The following is a 16,374-nucleotide window of genomic DNA, read 5'->3' as shown; positions in this document are numbered from 1 at the left end:
TGCCGGTACTATAGCGGCTCCACATGGAACCGTCAGCCAGGAGCATGGTCAACCGCGAAGCGAGGAAGAATGAGCAGCCTGCAGCCGCAAGCCCACAGCGCCGGCGTCGACGATGTCGACCCGCGGCGAATTCGATCCCGCAACCGGCTTCTCGACGCCGCAACAGCCTTGCTCACCAGCGGCGGCATCGAAGCCGTCACCGTCGACGCGGTGACCAAAGCCTCCAAAGTCGCCAGAACCACCCTTTACCGCCACTTCAACAGCTCGTCACACCTGCTCGCGGCCACTTTCGAACGGCTACTTCCCCAAGTCGAATCACTGCCACCCGCCCCAGGCTTGCTGCGCGAACAACTCATTGAGCTGCTGAGCCGCCAGGCCGGCGTCTTCGCTGAGGCGCCGCTGCACGTCACCGTACTGGCCTGGCTCGCGCTTGGCCCCGCCGCGCCAGCTGATGAGCACGCCTCCACGGCCCTGCGCGCCCGCGTCATCGAGCAGTACCGCTGGCCCTTCGACGCCGTTCTGCAACACGCCACAGCACGAGCCGAACTCGACGACTTCGACCCACAACTGGCTTTGTGCCAACTCATCGGCCCGCTGGCATTCGCGCGAATAACCGGCCTGCGCGTCATCACCGCCGACGACTGCGCACGCATCGCCGACGACTTCCTAGCCGCTCACCGATCTGTCGACAGCCCAGCACGCATCAACACCACGAAGTGTGACGTGGCCATCCCGCTCGACCCCACAAGACGAACTGCGCTCAGAGAGACTTCGTTGTAGGGATTGACCTCAAATTGGGGCACCCGGCGTGCACCAGATCGTGGCCTTGGTCCTAACCGGTGCGTTCCGAAATCGTCGGGATCACGTTCCCAACCTCAATGCCTACCACCAGCTACCAGGCGCCGAACAATTTTCGTCACCTCCCCCAGTGTCGCCGTCAACAGCAGGGCCAATCCCGGCAGCTCACGGCGGTCCTTGAACACCAGTCCGGCCCGCTGATGGGTCGTACGCTCGCGATCGATTCCCTCATCGGTGTCGCTCATGAGGCCCCTTGTACCCTCGGCGCGGCAAACCGAAACCCGCTGCGCTGATGGCGGCGACCTGCTGCGCCCGGCTCCGCCGCGCTCGCAGTCGCCTTACGGGGCGTCGCGCAGCGCCGCCAGCAGCGGCTCGGCGGCCTCCTTGAGGAACGCCTCTTGGGTCTGGTCGCCGATCTGGATCAGCGCAATGTCGGTGAATCCGGCGTCTCGGTAGCCGCCGACCGCATCGACGATCGCATCCAGTTCCGGCCCGCAGGGAATTGCGCCGGCAACGTCTCGCGGCTGCACGTAACGAGTGGCGGCCGCGAACGCAGCCGGTGTCGGCAACTCGGAATTGACCGACCAACCCCCACCAAACCAGCGGAATTCCCGGTGGGCGCGCTGTATTGCCTTGTCCCGGTCGGGATCCCAACACACCGGCAGCTGGCCGATGACTCGCCCACCGCCGGGCAGCCCCGCTGCCTTCCGCGCGGCATGCCAGCCCTGGACCAGGTCGCGGTCGGGCTGCACCGCGATCAGGTGATCAGCGGCCGCGGCGAATCTATCGATGCCCTTGGGTCCCGACATGGCGACGGCGAGCGCGACCGGGATGTCCGGCAGGTCCCACAGCCGCGCTTGGTCCACCTGGAAGTAGTCGCCGTCGTGGTCGACCGTCTCCCCCATCAGCAGCTCGCGAATGATCTTGATGGCTTCACCAAGCATGGCCTGCCGGCGCGCTACATTCGGCCAGCCGGCTCCCGTCACGATGTGCTCGTTGAGGTTCTCCCCGCTGCCCAACCCCAGGGTGAACCGGCCCTCGGCCAGGATCTGTACGGTGGCCGCCTGTTGGGCCACGATCGCCGGGTGATAGCGCATTGTCGGGCACGTGACGTAGCTGTACAGCCCCATATGTTGGGTGGCGTGCGCGACCGCGCCCAGCAGTGCCCACGCGTTGGGCGCGTGACCCTGCGACGTCAACCACGGCGAGAAATGATCACTGCACACCGCGAAGTCAAAACCGCGTTCCTCGGCGGCAACGGCGTAGCTGACCAGCTCCGCGGGTCCGCTTTGCTCGGTCATCAGGGTGTAGCCGAAGCGTGTCATGCTGCCGGAATACCCAACGGCCGACCACCGAAACGACGCGGCGCCGTTTGGCGCAGGCCGGGTGATGGGTACCCGCAAGCGTGCCCACCGCAACGATCCACACCGAACCTCGTCTGCCCGCCGCGTGCGGGCCGTTGTCTGCGACGGTGTGTGACCTCTTGCGCCGGCCCGCCGGCACGACCCACGAGCTCATCCCTCCGGCCTCCGACGCCGACCCCTATGGCCGCGACCTACAACTGGCGCTGTACGTCTGCTACGAGTTGCATTACCGCGGGTTTGCCGGAGTGGACCCGGGCTGGGAGTGGGATGTCGCCCTGTTGGGACTGCGCGCGCAGCTCGAACACGCATTCCTGGATCGGGTCCGCCACGACGTCGGAGTAATACCGCCGCACGCCACGGCCGGTGCCGAGATGGATGCTGCGGCAACCGAGCCCGTGCACGGCACCGGACCGTCGTGGTATCTGCGCGATCACGGCACCTGGGAGCAGGCACGCGAGTACTTCGTCCACCGATCGCTGTACCACCTCAAGGAGGGCGATCCGCACGCCTGGATCATCCCGCGCCTGACCGGCCAAGCCAAAGCGTCGTTCGTTGCGGTCGAATTCGACGAGTACGGCGCCGGGCGGGAGTCACGGGTGCACCAGCAGCTCTTCGCCGACCTGCTGACGGCAGCTGGGTTGGATGCCGGTTACCTCGCCTACCTCGACGTGGTTCCCGCCGAGTCGCTGGCCGTGGTGAACCTGATGTCGCTGTTCGGGCTGCATCGCCGCTGGCGGGGTGCGGCCGCCGGACACTTCGCGGCCACCGAGATCACCTCGCCTCCCGGCTCAAGCCGCCTGGTCGCGGCCCTGCGGCAGATGGCCGCGCCGGAGGCGTGCGTGGCGTTCTACGCCGAGCATGTCGAGGCCGATGCGGTCCACGAACAGGTGGTGCGCGCCGACGTGATCGGCGACTTGTTGGACCACGCTCCGCATCTGGAGACTGATGTCGTTTTCGGTATGCGAGCTCTCGATGCTGTGGAAAATCGGTTGGCCGACGTGATGACGTCGGCCTGGTCAGCGGGACGCTCGTCGCTGCTCACACCGTGAAACTTAAGGTTTCACTGGGATTTTCCAGAAATTGTCGAGTATCTCTTGGCCAATGAGAGCGAGGCTGGGTAACGTCTGGTTCCTCCGGTTGAGTTCACAGCCGCAGTGAAACGTCACCGCGTAAACGCAGACCCGGACGTGATTACGTTGACGTGATCCAACAGCACGATTCGTCGACTGATGGAGCCACAGCATGACGATCAGCAAGGTAACTCAGAACGCTTTCGCCACTCCCGCAACGGAAGCCACCCAGGTTTGGCGGAGTCATACCGCCAAGTTCACTGTTCATTGGGGACGCACCGGAGCCGTCGTCGCCGTGAACGGCGAGATCGACGCGGCAAACGCCAGCGCATTCGCGGACTACGCCAAACGCTGCGCCGAGTGCTGCGAGTGGCTGGTAGTGGACCTCTCTGAGCTGACTTTTATTGGGACCGCCGGGTTTTCGGCTCTTCAGTCGATCAGCGTGCAGTGTTCCAGCGCGCAGACCAATCTGAAGGTGGTCCCGAGTCCCGCACTGTCCACCTTGCTGCGGATCTGCGATCCGCACTCTCGACTTCCGCTGGTGGACTCGCTGACGGATGCGTTGGCCGAGGTGCAGCGGTCCGGCCGGCCGCTGCGCGTGGTGCCGTGACCTAGGGGTCTAGGCCGGAACCGCGTCGGCATCGCGATTCCAGGCGCGGTGCGCGGCGAACGCGTCGAAGAACTCGTCGTTGAGGTCATCACGCCGTCGGCGGCCAGCACTGCAATCTTGCGGCTTTCGATGCCGACCCGGTAATCGTCGAGTTGTCGCAGCTTGCTGTCGCGGTCCTCGGTAGCCACCGCTTTTCCTCTCGTCGGTATTTGGGAAGTCTCTGGGTGGGTATCCCAGCCGGGACATCCGCAAACGAGAGGGGAAGGCCGTGAGTGCGCAATCGGCGGTGCTGTTCGATATCGACGGCACCCTGGTCGATTCCAACTATCTGCACGTGCACGCCTGGTCGCGAGCGTTTTCCGAGCTACACCTCGAGGTGGAGTCGTGGCGCATTCACCGCGCCATCGGAATGGACGGAACCGAGCTGGTGCGCCTGCTGTCTGACGAGGCACCGCAGGACGTCCGCCGGCGACTGAAAGACCTGCACTCGCAGTACTACCTGCGGTCATCGGCCCTGCTGTCGCCACTACCGGGCGCCCGGAATCTACTTGAACGCCTAGCGGCCCTCGACCTTCCGGTAGTGCTGGCCACCTCGGCACCGGAAGAGGAGTTGGCGGCGCTGCGCAAAGTGCTCGGCTGCGACGATCTCGTCGCGGCGGTCACCTCGTCTGCCGACGTTGACGTCGCGAAGCCGGATCCGGACATCATCGGGATCGCGCTGGACCGGGTCGGCGCGACGGCGGAGCGCGCCGTCTTTGTGGGCGACGCGGTCTGGGATGCCCAGGCATGCGTGCGCGCCGGGGTGCCCAGCATCGGTCTGCTCAGTGGCGGCGTCTCCCGAACAGAATTGGAAATGGCCGGTGCCTCAGCAGTTTTCGAGAACGCCGAGGACCTTCTCGAGAACCTTGAGCAAACTCCGATCGCCGGTTTGGCCTCGGGGCGGGGCTAAAGCTGCCGTCAGCCGATTACTTACCGCGGACGCGGCGATTGTGCTTCTTGATCGCCGTGACCAGTTCGGACTTCCGCATGGTCGAACGTCCGTGAATCTCCAGCCGGCGGGCGACATCCAGCAGATGCTGCTTGCTGGCGTTGGCGTCGACGCCCTCTGCGGACGGTGCGGAATTGTTCAGGCCACCCCGGGCCGCGCGCTTATCGGACGGACCGGGCTTCTTTTTGGGTTCCCAGTGATCGCCGACCTTTTCGAAACTGTGCTTCAGCGCGGCATACGCGACTCGGTGGGCACGCTGCTCGCTGCCGTACTCCTTGGCGGCGGCGTCGTGCGCCTTCGCAAAAGTGCGCTGCGCCTTGGCGCCGGACCGCTGCAGGGTGCTGGGCAACTCGCCGCGCTTAACGTTGCCGCTCTTCGTCGTCTTGGGCATGAGACCTCCAATCAGCGACTGCAATTGGGGTTTCGAACTGTTGCGTGTTGAGTGTGTTTTAGTGTGCGTAAGTATGTTCTAGTTGGTGTTGTGAATTTGGCGGATTGGGCGGAGTCGGTTGGGGTGAACCGGCATACGGCGTATCGCTGGTTTCGTGAGGGGACGTTGCCGGTGCCGGCGGAGCGGGTGGGGCGGTTGATCCTGGTGAAGACGGGTGGTGGTTCGTCGTCGGGTTCATCGGCGACGGTGGTGGTGTACGCGCGTGTGTCGAGCCATGATCAGCGGTCGGATCTGGATCGGCAGGTCGCCCGCTTGACCGAGTGGGTCAGGGGGCGAGGGCTGGAGGTGGGCCAGGTGGTACGCGAGGTCGGTTCCGGTCTCAACGGTAAACGCCCGAAGTTGCAGCGCATCTTGTCAGACCCTGATGCGAGGGTGATTGTTGTGGAGCATCGTGATCGGCTGGCGCGCTTCGGGGTAGAGCACCTGGAGGCGGCGTTGTCGGCGCAGGGCCGTCGGATTGTCGTCGCTGATGTGGGTGAGACCACCGATGATCTGGTGCGCGACATGATCGAGGTCCTGACCAGCATGTGTGCCCGGCTCTATGGGCGCCGCGGTGCCCGCAACCGGGCGATGCGCGCGGTGGCGGCGACCAAACGTGAATCGGGAGCGGCCTGATGATCGTGGCGCTGCGCACCCGTGTGCAGGCCGGCAAGGTTGCCGACCTTACTGGCGGTGTGCACATGCCGGGCAAGCCCAAGCCCGATGGCACTCACGTGTTGTCGCGGTATGTCGACGTCGGTGCGGACTTCGAGGCGCATCGGGTGGCGGTGGAGTCGGTGTCGGTGTTGTTCGAGCTTTACAGCGGGGATGCCGGCGGTTACGCCGCGAGCGGGTTGCTAGGCGAGAAGGTGCCGTCGGGCTGGACGATCACGGCGGCGAAGTTCGAGGTCGAATGGCCCGCTGATGAGGATCGGGCCGGGTTGGTGCGGTCGCATTTCGGTGCCCGCCGCAAAGCATTCAACTGGGGCTTGGACCGGGTGAAAGCCGACCTCGACGCAACCTCGGCTGATCCAGACCATGAGTCGGTGGGCTGGGATCTGGGGTCGTTGCGCAAGGCGTGGAATCGCGCAAAGGATGAGGTGGCGCCGTGGTGGGCCGCCAATTCCAAGGAGGCATATTCTGCCGGGCTGGCCGATCTGGCGCAGGCGTTGAGCAACTGGGGAGACAGCCGCAGCGGTCGACGGGCTGGCCGGCGGGTGGGTTTCCCCCGCTTCCAATCCGCTCGACGTGATCGCGGCCGGGTGCGGTTCAGCACCGGCACGATGCGCGTTGAGGCTGATCGGCGCACGATCACGGTGCCGGTGATCGGTGGGTTGCGGTCCAAGGAGAACACCCGCCGCGTGCAACGCCACCTCGCCTCGGGGCGTGCCCGCGTGGTGAACATGACGTTGTCGCAGCAGTGGGGCCGGTTGTTCGTGTCCGTGGGTTACGCGCTGCGCACCCCCGACACGGCCCGCACGGTCACCGAGCCGACGGTGCGGGCCGGGGTCGACCTGGGGATGCGCACGCTGGCCACCGTCGCCACCATCGACACCGCAACGGGCGCCGAAACCGTTGTCGAATACCCGAATCCGGCCCCGCTGAAAGCCACCCTGGTGGCGCGGCGTGCTGCCGGTCGTGAACTTTCCCGCCGCATCCCCGGATCGAACGGCCATCGGGCAGCGAAAGCCAAGCTGTCCCGGTTGGATCGCCGGTGCGTGCACCTGCGGCGAGAGGCTGCCCACCAGCTCACGACCGAGCTGGCGAGCAGGTACGGCCATGTCGTGATCGAGGATCTCGATGTAGCCGCGATGAAACAAGGCATGGGCCGGCGGGCGTTCCGCCGGTCGGCCTCGGATGCTGCGATGGGTGTGATCAGGCCCCAGCTGGCCTACAAATCCATCCGGCACCACAGCACCCTGACCGTGGCCGATCGCTGGTTCCCGTCCAGCCAAATCCACCACGGCTGCTGGCAGGCCGACGGCACACCGTGCCGCCTGGTCGGCAAGGGCCTCATCGACAAACACCTGGTCTGTTCGATCACCGGGAAAGTCGTCGATCGGGATCGCAATGCTGCGCTCAATCTCCGTGACTGGCCGGATAACGCCAGTTGTGGTCCAGTCGGGACCACGGCCCCATCGGTACCCGGGCCAATCACACCGGTGGTTGGTACAGGCCATGGCGCGGACACCGGATCATCCGGTGCCGGCGGAGCATCCATAAGACCCCGCACACACGGGGCCGGACACGGCGAGGCCAAAACCCCAACCCCGCAAGGGGACGCCGCATGAGCGTGTCACCACAACACACTCAACGGCAACGGTTGGCTACCCCATGCATTGGCCTGGCCCGGCAACCATTTCGGGGGCGGTCACCATCCGGTCGGATCGACCTGCACCGCGGCGGCCACGGACCGTGGCGTCGCCAGCTCGTCATCGTGGATGACGGCTAATGGGCACTGGCAGCGCGGTGTCAGTGCCGAGCCGACCGAGCCGAACAACAGGTGCCGCAACCGTCGCCGGCCACTCGATCCGACGACTACCAGATCGGCTTGCCGGGACAAGTCGGCCAACACGTCAACCGGGTCGGTGAACACCACCTTGGTATTGAGCCGCGCGGGCGCGCCGTCCCGGCGGCTGTCGCCGGCGACTCCGACGGCGTCCTCGACGATCCGTTGCACGCGCCGGTGCGGCAACTCGTGTTGGCCGAATACGATCCGTCGGGCCCGCCGCGGTGACAGCTGGGTTACGGCCGCGTGCACCAGAGTGAGCGGCAGAGCACGGCGGTCAGCTTCCTGGGCTCCCCAGCGCACGGCCACCCGCGACGCCGACGACCCATCGACACCGACGACAATTCCGGCACCTGCGGTATTCGAAGCCATAATGCCGGGGTTAACCATGGTGCCCGACGGTCAAACCCGGCTGCAGCAACCTCACCTGCGCACTCCGTTTCCAGGTTTCGACAGCGATCGAACGGGGAATTGATCGGGGTACAGATGAATGGAGGGCGGATGCGAATCGGTGGATTGGCCGGGACCATTGTGCTGATCTGGCTGCTGATCGGCGTCTTCGCCGCGTGGCAGCGCGACTATTTCCACGGCAGTCAAACCAGTTGTGCAAACGCCGGAACCATCGCCGTCACCACACTGGCGGGTCCGTTGAACTATCTCGGGTTCAACCCGGTCGTGTCTGACTGTCATTTACCGCAGCCATCTTCGCTGGGTGCGGCCGGTTTGATTGTGTGAGAGAAGGGGTTGTAATGATTGCCCTCGGAGTGGTGCTGCTTATTCTGGCGCTCATCTTCAAGATCAACGTCCTCTGGACGATCGGCGTCATTTTGCTGGTCGTCGGCGCGGCACTGTGGATTCTGGGTGCGGTCGGCCGTCCGGTCGCGGGTCGGCGCTACTGGTACTAAGCGCAACCGCGGCACGCCGCGCACAGTCGGACCGCGCCTCACGTAGTCAAACTTGAGGTTGCTCTGCGGGCCGTTCACGCCGGATGACAGGGGCACACGCGATGACCGTGGCTGCCGACGCTGATCGCGGTTCCTTTCGACATATCGCGCTGTTCTACCGGTCCCCGCAGGAGTATCTGGATTATCTGGTGCCCTTTGTCGCCGGCGGTGTGGCCGACGGTGTGCCCACTTTGGTGGCGGTGCCTGAACCCAACCTCTCGCTGCTGCACGGCGCCCTGCCCGCGTCCACAGTCGGCTTGGTGACCCTGGCCGACATGAACCAGGTGGGGCGCAATCCCGGGCACATCCTGGGCGGTGTGTTCGGCACCTTCGCCGCCCGACATCCGTCGGGACCGGTTCAGATGGTCGGCCAACCGATCTGGAGCGGCAGGTCCAAGCTGGAGTATCCGGCCTGCGTGCAGCACGAAGCTTTGGTCAATGAGGCTTTCACCGGACGCGAACTCACGATGCTTTGTCCTTACGACGCAACATATCTGGACTCATGTGCCCTCGCCGATGCGGAGACGACCCATCCACTACTGGCCCGTGTCGGTCACCCAGAGCGCACCAGTGCCGGCTTCGCTCCCGATGTCGCGTGGGCCCGCTACAACGAGCCGCTGCCCAGCAGTCCGACGGCGGCAAGCTGCACCCTGCAGCGACTTACCGATCTCTCCGCCGCGCGGCAATTCGCCGCCAAGTACGCGCGCTGGTTCGGTCTAGACGGCGCCGATATCGCGGATTTGCAGCTGATCGTCAACGAGCTGGCATCCAACGGCCTGCAGCACGGCCGCGGGCCTTGCACCCTGATGCTGTGGGAGACAGGCGGCCAATTGATCTGCCAGGTAAGCGATGCCGGCCACCTGACCGACCGGCTGGCCGGTCGCAGACCCATCGTCGGCGACTACGAGCACGGATGCGGGCTGTTCGTCGTCAATGCGACTGCGGACCTGGTTCGTATCCATACGACGGCAACCGGAACCACCGTTCAAGCGCACCTGCTGATGAGGAAGTCAGCGTGATGGGCGCCTATCGAGCGGACCGGTCAGGCGAATGGGCCACGTCGGTTGGGACGGCAACTCTGCCTGCTTGGCCGTTATTGCGCCACCCACGGCAGAATGGCCCTGTTGTGCAGCGATCGGGCAGTCGTGCGCCGGCTGGTCAGCCTTCTCGATTTGGCCAATGTCCGCACCGAGACGACGGTGTGACGCCTGACCGTCCAGCCGCCGCTATCGCCGGGCCAGAGACGTCAGCGATGGCGACGCACCGGGCCAACCCACAGGTCTTTCCGACGGATCGGAGCGGGCGAGTCACCGTAGGTGACCCGCACCTTCACCGGCCCTTTCCGATTCGCGTTGGTCCCGGTCGGCGACTTGCGATCGGCTTCGTCAGCATGGTGGTGGCCGCGGCGCAACAACGCGTATGCGGCCAGCAGCTGCTGCAGCTGCGCCTTCGTGTCGGCTGTTGGCGGAGAGCCTGCATTGCCGGCATCGGGATGGAGCGTGCGCAACTTGGTACGGAAGGCATGACTGATCTCAGCCGGGGTAGCGGCCGCCGGCACGCCAAGCACTGCGTAGGGATCGGGTCTCGTGTTCATAACGCCACCAAGGTCCAAGCCGGGGCTGGCGGTACCTGATCAATATCTGCCAGGCCGGCGAGGCCCGCTGCCGGGAGAGCGTTGGCAGCAGCGGAGCCCCGTCGCGCCCTGCGGTGACATCGCGCGCGGCCCACCTGAGTCTCGCTGCCACATCGGTGGCGATGCGCGCGCAGGCCCGGTCTGCGTCGAACGCGCTCATGGTCACATCGGTGAGCAACGCACGATTCACCGCCCGCTGTTAACCGCGTTAGACCATCACCTCCCTTGCCGGCATCCACTTGACCACCCCTGCGGGACGTCGCGGAGGGGACCGCTGCGTCGGCCACACGCTCCTGTTGCGCCGCCGCGTGGCCGACCGGTGTTGGTGGCCGCGCGCTAGCGACCCATCACGCCGTTCAGAACTGGCGCTGCACAGGGCGAGCTTCGGGGGTCGAGGCCGGGCGACGGGCATTTCGGTGGGTGTCGCGGCGTAGCGCCCGGGTCTTGCGGCCGCTAACAGGCGCAGCCATTCGGCGCGCACGATGCTCTCCGCCTCCTCGAGCACCGCCGCGATCAGAGTGTCGGTGGTCATCTTGCTCACCTCCTTCACCGGGGTAGCAGGCCGCCGCCCGGCCCCTCGCGATCAGGCGTTGATGGCTTGCTCGCCGTGACTACCGGCGATCTTGATCCGCCGTGGCTTTGCTTTCTCGGCGACCGGAATAGTCAGCCGCAGCACGCCATCCTGATAGCTGGCCTGGATCTGGCTGGCGTCCAGATTGTCACCAAGGAACAACTGACGGCTGAACACCCCGCGCGGCCGTTCCGCGGACACCATCTCCCGGCTTTGATCGAGCCCCGGCCGTTCGGCGTGCACTGTCAGCACATTGCGTTCGACATCAAGGTTCAGCGAATCCTCCGCGACCCCGGGCAGGTCGAATTCGACGATGAACTGGTCGCCGTCGCGCCAGGCGTCCATCGGCATGACCGCCGGCCGCGCCGCGGTGCCCAGCACCTGCTGGGTCCAGCGGTCGAGATCACGGAACGGGTCGGTACGCATCAACATCATCTCCACCTCCTAAATCTGCGACAGATCATCTATGTCTATCGGCATAGATTTTTATATAGCACCGGTGGTAGGTTTATGCAAGAGGTGGCACGAAGAATTTCCGACGAGTGGAAGCGACGCGCGGTGGCCAACGAGATGAATGCCCGGTCCGGGCTTGGGGTATACGGCATCTCGGTGGCAGCCGAGTTGTCCGGTATCGGTCCGCAGACCTTGCGGCTCTACGAGAGCCGCGGCCTGCTGACCCCGGCACGCACCGCGGGCGGGACGCGTCGCTACAGCGATGACGATCTCGTGCGGCTGCGACGAATCACCGAGCTGGTAAACATCGGCATCAACGTGGCGGGTATTGGGCAGATCCTCGGTCTGGAAGCGCGCAACGCCCGATTGGAGTCGGACAACGACAGGCTGGAATCCGACAACACCAAACTGAGGTCGGACAACACCCAACTGAAATCGGACTACGCGCTACTGGCCGCCGAACGCGCCGCCCGGCCCGTCCCGGGCACGCCACGAGCGAGGAAACGAAAGGGATCGTGATGACCAGTCCTGAACGGCTGCCGGCGACCGATGAGGCCGGCGCCGGCAGCTAATCGGCTCTGACGCCGTCCATGCCGCTACGACGTTGTGACGCTTTACGGCGCCGATGGCTGGTGTCGCACAGTGGATAGTTGCGACTGCGCCCACACGTACAGATGGCCACCATGAAGCGATCGGATTCGACGACGCCCTCGGGCGTTTCGATCCGCACCGGTCCGGCGACCAGGACCGGGCCGTTGCGGACCGGCCGTACCACCGTCTTCTCCGGCGCCGTCATGGCTTGTCCGCCCGGATCACCACGAGTTGTTCCACACGGGAGCCGTGCGATACCCGGGCAGTGGACTCCAGCCAGCCGGCGCGCGCCGAGAGCACCGGACCGAACGGAATGCTTCGAACGGCAGCAATCGCGGCTGACAGCCCCGATTTCCGCAGGCTCTCCAGTGAACGTGCGACGTCAGCCAGCGCGGACTGCACCAGTAGCAGGGAACCGCCGCTACGCAACAGCGCCCCTGCCGACCCGCAGAGCGGATCCAGCACGATTCGCCCGTCGACGCCACCGTTCCACGACCATTCCGGACCGCCCGCCGACGGGATTGGCCCACCGCCGCTCGGCGAAGGCACATAGGGCGGGTTGGCCACCACGAGATCAAAAGGGGCGCAATGTAACGCGTGACTCCATGACCCCTGCCAGATCGTTACCTCCACGCCCGCAAAACGCGCGTTGTCCCGCGCGCACTGCACCGCACGCGGGCAGATGTCCAACGCGGTGACACTTTCCGCACCTAGTTCGGCCGCCGCGATTGCCGCCACGCCGCTACCGGTGCACAGGTCCAGCACCCGCGCGCCGCGTGGCAGCCCAGACCGTTCCATAGTCTCGATGAGCAGATGTGAATCTTCTTGGGGAACATAGACGCCGTCCAGGTTCGACGGCAGGCTGCGTAAGGCGACGGGCGCATCAAAGGCGGTCATCGACGGCTACCCCGCCCGTCTTACTGTGATTGCCGGGTACCCGCTTACCCAATCCCGATCCTTGAGAGTCGCGGGGTATCCGAAGGTCTGGTGCTCCCACCACCGACAGAGCCCATCGAGGATGAAGTCCGCGGTTTTCGGCATTGGCTGCTCCCTTCAACACGCACACGGTTACCCGCCAACGGCTTTACCAAACGGCGCAGCCCACCACCTCGGTGAACCGCGGGCTTCTGACGCGCGGTCCAAATGGCACAACAGGTAGGCCGGATAACCAGACAACCGCCAGCCGCAGAATTGCCGCAGCGGCGGCGATGGCAGGACCGATCCCGCGGAGACAGCGCGGATGGTGTTGGACCCGACGCGAAGATCGGGCCCAATTCGTCCTACATCAGGCCTTGCTCGACCAGATCAGCACGTCCTGGACGCCGTCGTTGTAGACGACCCCGTCCGGCGCTGGGCCGGTGACATCGAAGTAGATCTTGCCGTTTGCGGCAGCGCCCTGGGCAATCGGCCCGGGATTGATTCCGTCCGGCGTGGGCACCGTGTCGATCACCCGGTAGGTGTCGCTGTTGGCCGCCCTGGCATTGAAGTCGGCCACCACCGGGGTCACGGTGCCGCGGTCCGCGCGAGCAGTCACGTCGGCTTGATACAGCTTGCCGCGAGGCTGGTAGCCGGGGATGGCGACGGTGGCCGGCCCCAGGTTGCTGACCGTGTAGGACGTCGCCATCAGACCGTCGTTGAGCTGTTCGGGTGTGCCGAACGGTTGGATCGCCGGCTCAGCCATGGCGGTGGTCGCGGAGAAAACACTCAACGCGGCGACTGCGGCCGCGCCGGCGGCCGTCTTGGTCGAAATCCTGGAGAGCTTCACTTCTGACTCCTTCCATCGAGTCGATCGTTAGCGGCAGTCCGCTGCGCCGGAACATCACCGCACCTGTCAGCGCTTACCCACCCCGACCGAACGGGAAACATAGTGAAACATGAGGTAGTTGTTGCGCGGCGTTACGAAATTGTGGATAGTTACGCCAAGCTCGGACGTTCAGCAAAACAGCGCCGGTTCGGATCGTCCGTGCATGCTCCTACGATTCCCGACCGCGGCTCGCCCGCCGGCCGTTCGGAATCAGCTCATACTGTTGGAGTACGAGAAGGCGGGTGCGCGGTGGTCGGGGATGTCAATGCTCAGTTTGTGACGCCGACCGGCGACGACGCCGAGGTCCAAAGTGACCTAGACCTGGTGGTCGGCCACGGCGAGCCGCAGCGGGTCGGCCGGTTTCGCTACTGGCTCGGCGAGCAGCGGTGGGAATGGTCGGATGCGGTGGCCCGCATGCACGGCTACGAGCCGGGAACGGTGACGCCCAGCACTGATTTGCTGCTGCGGCACAAACATCCGGAAGACCGCGCCCAGGTCGCGGCGGTGCTGGAGCGGGTCCTACAGGGCGAGCCGTTCAGCAGCCGGCACCGCATTATCGACACCAGTGAGCAGGAGCACTGGGTGATCGTGGTCGGGGACCGCATGCACGATGACGCCGGCACCGTGACCGGCACGGCTGGTTTCTACGTCGACGTCACCGATGTGTTGCAGGCCGATGTCAGCGCCGCGGTTTCCGAGGTCGCCGAGTCCCGCGCGGTGATCGAGCAGGCCAAGGGTGTGCTGATGGTTGCGTACGGCATCTCCGCCGAGCGGGCGTTCGACATCCTGGTTTGGCGTTCGCAGGAGACCAACATCAAGGTGCGCGAGCTGGCGGCCCGCTTCCTGGCTGCCTACACCGGCAGGCTGCCGTCCGAGGTGCTTTCCGATCTCGACCACACTCTTTTGACCGTGAATTGAGATCGCGGCGGCACGCCAGGTGAGCTTGACGGCACTTGTGGGTAGCCCATCACGTGAGGGGTGGTGGCAGAGTGTTATGACGGACTGCAGGCCGGGTGTGGGACATGACTAGGGCACCAGGTCAGCTCACGGTATCGATAAGCGAAGTGAGCGGCGCGCGCCTGCTGACCGCCATGGGAAGGCTAGACAGCAGCACCTATCTCGCATTGCGCGACAGCGTGATCAAGGTGGCGCTCGATGAACCGTCGGCGGTATTGGTCGACGTCAGCGGACTGGAAGTCCCAGCGCCATCTGCGTGGTCGGTGTTCACCAGCGCCCGCTGGCATGTGAGCGTCTGGCCCGATATCCCGATTCTGTTGGTCTGTGTTCGACCCGACATGGCGGCGTCAATCGCCAGAACCGGTGTGACGCGGTACGTTCCGGCGTATCCCGACGTTGAGACCGCGTTGGGTTCGCTGGCGCGCCCCAAGCGCGCACGGCGCAGGGTCTGCGCCGAGTTGCCACGCCGCCTGAGCAGCTTGCGCCATTCCCGTGACTTCGTCGCCGAGTGCCTGTCCAACTGGTCACAGGATCAATTGATCCCCAGCGCCAAGGTGATCGTGGATGTGCTGGTGGAAAATGTCCTGCGCCACACCGACAGCTCCCCGACAGTTCTGGTAGAAAGCGCAGGCTCCACGGTCACCATCGCGGTCCAAGACGCCGACGCCGCCCCGGCGGTGCTCCACGAAACCCCTGCCGGCTCCCCGGCCCGGGCGTCGGGCTTGGCGGTAGTCAGTGCGGTGTCTCGCGCCTGGGGCAGTACGCCTACTCCGCGCGGCAAGACGGTCTGGGCGCTGATCAGACCGGAAAGCCGGCTCTAGCAGCCCGCAAGCTCACCGCGCCCGGCCGACGCGACCCACCAGTTGCAGGGCGACCGCGGCCAGCGGGGTGTTGGAGTTCTGCGACAGCCGCTTGAGCAGCTCAAAGGCTTGCACCGCGTCGATGTCGAACCGCTCCATGAGCATTCCTTTGGCTTGGCCGATGACGTCGCGGGACGCCAGTGCACTGCGGAATTGCTCGTCGCGGCGGACCATGTGCCATGCCAACGCGGCGTGGGTAGCCAGGATCAAACCCAGTTCCACCGCGTCGTCATCGAACGCGTTGGCCGTGTGGGCGTAGAAGTTCAAGGCGCCGGTAGTCCCATCACCGGTGAATATTTCGAACGCCAGAATGGAACGGATCGGCGTCGTGGCCACGGCCTCCCGACAATACGACGGCCAGCGTTCCTCGCGGGAGATGTCATCCAGGCGAACGACGTGATGCTTCCACGCCGCGGCCAGACATGGCCCTTCCCGGTGGCGACGCTGAATGTCGTCGAGCACTGCTGGGTACGTGTCGGTCGCCGAAAGAGTCTGCACAGCACCGCCCGACGTCGTGAGTGTGACACCGGCGTGCTGGGCGCAGGACATGTGCCCGAGCAGGTTCTCGATCAGCTCGTCCAAGGCTCCGTCGGTATCGACCGGCTGCCGCTGATCCAAAGTACGAACCAGATCCGCCACATCGCCCATCATGTCGTTGCGGCTCGTCTCCGCCATATGTTTCTCCGCCCACGCGGCCAATGCGCTCATACTCCTCCGCCCGGTCTATCGGGGCAAGCGGCCCGAATCGAACGGGCCATGGCCCGGGCCGGTCTTCCGCGCGGGACCACGTTT

22 protein-coding genes are annotated in these 16,374 nt (G+C 65.4%); 12 read left to right on the top strand and 10 right to left on the bottom strand.

The window, feature by feature from the left end:
• The first annotated feature begins 69 nt into the window (after positions 1-69).
• A complete protein-coding gene (locus BN4346_RS31265; RefSeq protein ID WP_067970551.1) occupies positions 70-780 on the top strand; it encodes a TetR/AcrR family transcriptional regulator in 711 nt (236 codons plus the stop codon).
• 95 nt (positions 781-875) lie between these two features.
• On the opposite strand, the gene BN4346_RS47615 is transcribed toward BN4346_RS31265, so the two are convergent.
• Both BN4346_RS47615 and BN4346_RS31260 read right to left on the bottom strand, forming a co-directional pair.
• Positions 876-1,043, bottom strand: a complete 168-nt coding sequence (locus tag BN4346_RS47615) for a hypothetical protein (protein WP_154677564.1) — start codon at positions 1,041-1,043, stop codon at positions 876-878.
• A 93-nt stretch (positions 1,044-1,136) separates the two neighbouring features.
• A complete protein-coding gene (locus BN4346_RS31260; protein WP_067970549.1) occupies positions 1,137-2,123 on the bottom strand; it encodes a TIGR03557 family F420-dependent LLM class oxidoreductase in 987 nt (328 codons plus the stop codon).
• Between the two features lie 80 nt (positions 2,124-2,203).
• Here BN4346_RS31260 and BN4346_RS31255 point away from each other — a divergent pair, with 80 nt between their 5' ends.
• The 3 genes from BN4346_RS31255 to BN4346_RS31245 all read left to right on the top strand — a co-directional run bounded on the left by BN4346_RS31255 (position 2,204) and on the right by BN4346_RS31245 (position 4,791).
• Positions 2,204-3,211 carry an iron-containing redox enzyme family protein gene (locus BN4346_RS31255; protein ID WP_067970546.1) on the top strand — a complete coding sequence of 336 codons (1,008 nt, stop codon included), beginning with the start codon at positions 2,204-2,206 and terminating at the stop codon, positions 3,209-3,211.
• Between the two features lie 193 nt (positions 3,212-3,404).
• Positions 3,405-3,842 carry an STAS domain-containing protein gene (locus BN4346_RS31250; protein ID WP_067970542.1) on the top strand — a complete coding sequence of 146 codons (438 nt, stop codon included), beginning with the start codon at positions 3,405-3,407 and terminating at the stop codon, positions 3,840-3,842.
• A gap of 268 nt (positions 3,843-4,110) precedes the next feature.
• Positions 4,111-4,791, top strand: a complete 681-nt coding sequence (locus BN4346_RS31245; RefSeq protein WP_067970540.1) for an HAD family hydrolase — start codon at positions 4,111-4,113, stop codon at positions 4,789-4,791.
• 16 nt (positions 4,792-4,807) lie between these two features.
• On the opposite strand, the gene BN4346_RS31240 is transcribed toward BN4346_RS31245, so the two are convergent.
• Positions 4,808-5,221: a ChaB family protein gene (locus BN4346_RS31240; RefSeq protein WP_067970539.1), complete on the bottom strand. Its 414-nt coding sequence runs from the start codon at positions 5,219-5,221 to the stop codon at positions 4,808-4,810.
• A gap of 90 nt (positions 5,222-5,311) precedes the next feature.
• Here BN4346_RS31240 and BN4346_RS31235 point away from each other — a divergent pair, with 90 nt between their 5' ends.
• Complete coding sequence (locus BN4346_RS31235; RefSeq protein WP_067970537.1) at positions 5,312-5,896, top strand: IS607 family transposase; 585 nt, start codon at positions 5,312-5,314, stop codon at positions 5,894-5,896.
• A complete protein-coding gene (gene tnpB / locus BN4346_RS31230; protein WP_067970535.1) occupies positions 5,896-7,551 on the top strand; it encodes an IS607 family element RNA-guided endonuclease TnpB in 1,656 nt (551 codons plus the stop codon). The genes BN4346_RS31235 and tnpB overlap by 1 nt, the downstream gene beginning before the upstream one ends.
• 80 nt (positions 7,552-7,631) lie before the next feature.
• Here tnpB and BN4346_RS31225 read toward each other — a convergent pair whose 3' ends face one another.
• Positions 7,632-8,141 carry a universal stress protein gene (locus BN4346_RS31225; RefSeq protein ID WP_067970534.1) on the bottom strand — a complete coding sequence of 170 codons (510 nt, stop codon included), beginning with the start codon at positions 8,139-8,141 and terminating at the stop codon, positions 7,632-7,634.
• Between the two features lie 129 nt (positions 8,142-8,270).
• On the opposite strand from BN4346_RS31225, the gene BN4346_RS31220 reads away from it, so the two are divergent.
• From BN4346_RS31220 to BN4346_RS31210, 3 genes are all read left to right on the top strand, one after another.
• A complete protein-coding gene (locus BN4346_RS31220; protein ID WP_078058530.1) occupies positions 8,271-8,504 on the top strand; it encodes a hypothetical protein in 234 nt (77 codons plus the stop codon).
• Positions 8,505-8,518: 14 nt separating this feature from the next.
• Complete coding sequence (locus BN4346_RS48090) at positions 8,519-8,674, top strand: DUF6131 family protein (protein WP_096867489.1); 156 nt, start codon at positions 8,519-8,521, stop codon at positions 8,672-8,674.
• A 101-nt stretch (positions 8,675-8,775) separates the two neighbouring features.
• Complete coding sequence (locus BN4346_RS31210; RefSeq protein WP_067970531.1) at positions 8,776-9,732, top strand: sensor histidine kinase; 957 nt, start codon at positions 8,776-8,778, stop codon at positions 9,730-9,732.
• Positions 9,733-9,959: 227 nt separating this feature from the next.
• On the opposite strand, the gene BN4346_RS31205 is transcribed toward BN4346_RS31210, so the two are convergent.
• Together BN4346_RS31205 and BN4346_RS31195 are read right to left on the bottom strand one after the other, a co-directional pair.
• Positions 9,960-10,307, bottom strand: a complete 348-nt coding sequence (locus BN4346_RS31205) for a J domain-containing protein (protein ID WP_067970530.1) — start codon at positions 10,305-10,307, stop codon at positions 9,960-9,962.
• Between the two features lie 622 nt (positions 10,308-10,929).
• On the bottom strand, positions 10,930-11,352 hold the full coding sequence (locus BN4346_RS31195) for an Hsp20/alpha crystallin family protein (RefSeq protein ID WP_327344147.1): 423 nt from the start codon (positions 11,350-11,352) through the stop codon (positions 10,930-10,932).
• Positions 11,353-11,475: 123 nt separating this feature from the next.
• Here BN4346_RS31195 and BN4346_RS31190 point away from each other — a divergent pair, with 123 nt between their 5' ends.
• Positions 11,476-11,889, top strand: a complete 414-nt coding sequence (locus tag BN4346_RS31190; RefSeq protein WP_407695129.1) for a MerR family transcriptional regulator — start codon at positions 11,476-11,478, stop codon at positions 11,887-11,889.
• 49 nt (positions 11,890-11,938) lie between these two features.
• Here BN4346_RS31190 and BN4346_RS31185 read toward each other — a convergent pair whose 3' ends face one another.
• The 3 genes from BN4346_RS31185 to BN4346_RS31175 form a co-directional block, all read right to left on the bottom strand.
• Positions 11,939-12,166, bottom strand: a complete 228-nt coding sequence (locus tag BN4346_RS31185) for a CDGSH iron-sulfur domain-containing protein (RefSeq protein WP_067970525.1) — start codon at positions 12,164-12,166, stop codon at positions 11,939-11,941.
• On the bottom strand, positions 12,163-12,858 hold the full coding sequence (locus tag BN4346_RS31180; RefSeq protein WP_067970524.1) for a HemK2/MTQ2 family protein methyltransferase: 696 nt from the start codon (positions 12,856-12,858) through the stop codon (positions 12,163-12,165). The genes BN4346_RS31185 and BN4346_RS31180 overlap by 4 nt, the downstream gene beginning before the upstream one ends.
• A 388-nt stretch (positions 12,859-13,246) precedes the next feature.
• Positions 13,247-13,726, bottom strand: coding sequence for an MPT63 family protein (locus BN4346_RS31175; protein WP_067970521.1), 480 nt, complete (start codon positions 13,724-13,726; stop codon positions 13,247-13,249).
• 288 nt (positions 13,727-14,014) lie between these two features.
• Between BN4346_RS31175 and BN4346_RS31170 the strand changes: the two genes are divergently transcribed.
• Both BN4346_RS31170 and BN4346_RS31165 read left to right on the top strand, forming a co-directional pair.
• A complete protein-coding gene (locus BN4346_RS31170) occupies positions 14,015-14,683 on the top strand; it encodes a PAS and ANTAR domain-containing protein (RefSeq protein WP_067970519.1) in 669 nt (222 codons plus the stop codon).
• Positions 14,684-14,829: 146 nt separating this feature from the next.
• Positions 14,830-15,543: an STAS domain-containing protein gene (locus BN4346_RS31165; protein WP_078058529.1), complete on the top strand. Its 714-nt coding sequence runs from the start codon at positions 14,830-14,832 to the stop codon at positions 15,541-15,543.
• Between the two features lie 12 nt (positions 15,544-15,555).
• Here BN4346_RS31165 and BN4346_RS31160 read toward each other — a convergent pair whose 3' ends face one another.
• Complete coding sequence (locus tag BN4346_RS31160) at positions 15,556-16,257, bottom strand: GAF and ANTAR domain-containing protein (protein WP_067970515.1); 702 nt, start codon at positions 16,255-16,257, stop codon at positions 15,556-15,558.
• Positions 16,258-16,374: the final 117 nt, after the last annotated feature.

Origin of the sequence: Mycolicibacter icosiumassiliensis (assembly GCF_900078685.2) — a bacterium.
GTDB classification, from domain to species: Bacteria; Actinomycetota; Actinomycetes; order Mycobacteriales; family Mycobacteriaceae; genus Mycobacterium; species Mycobacterium icosiumassiliensis.
The sequence above is the reverse complement of the archived record's forward strand: the minus strand, read 5'-3'. Positions and strand labels throughout refer to the sequence as shown.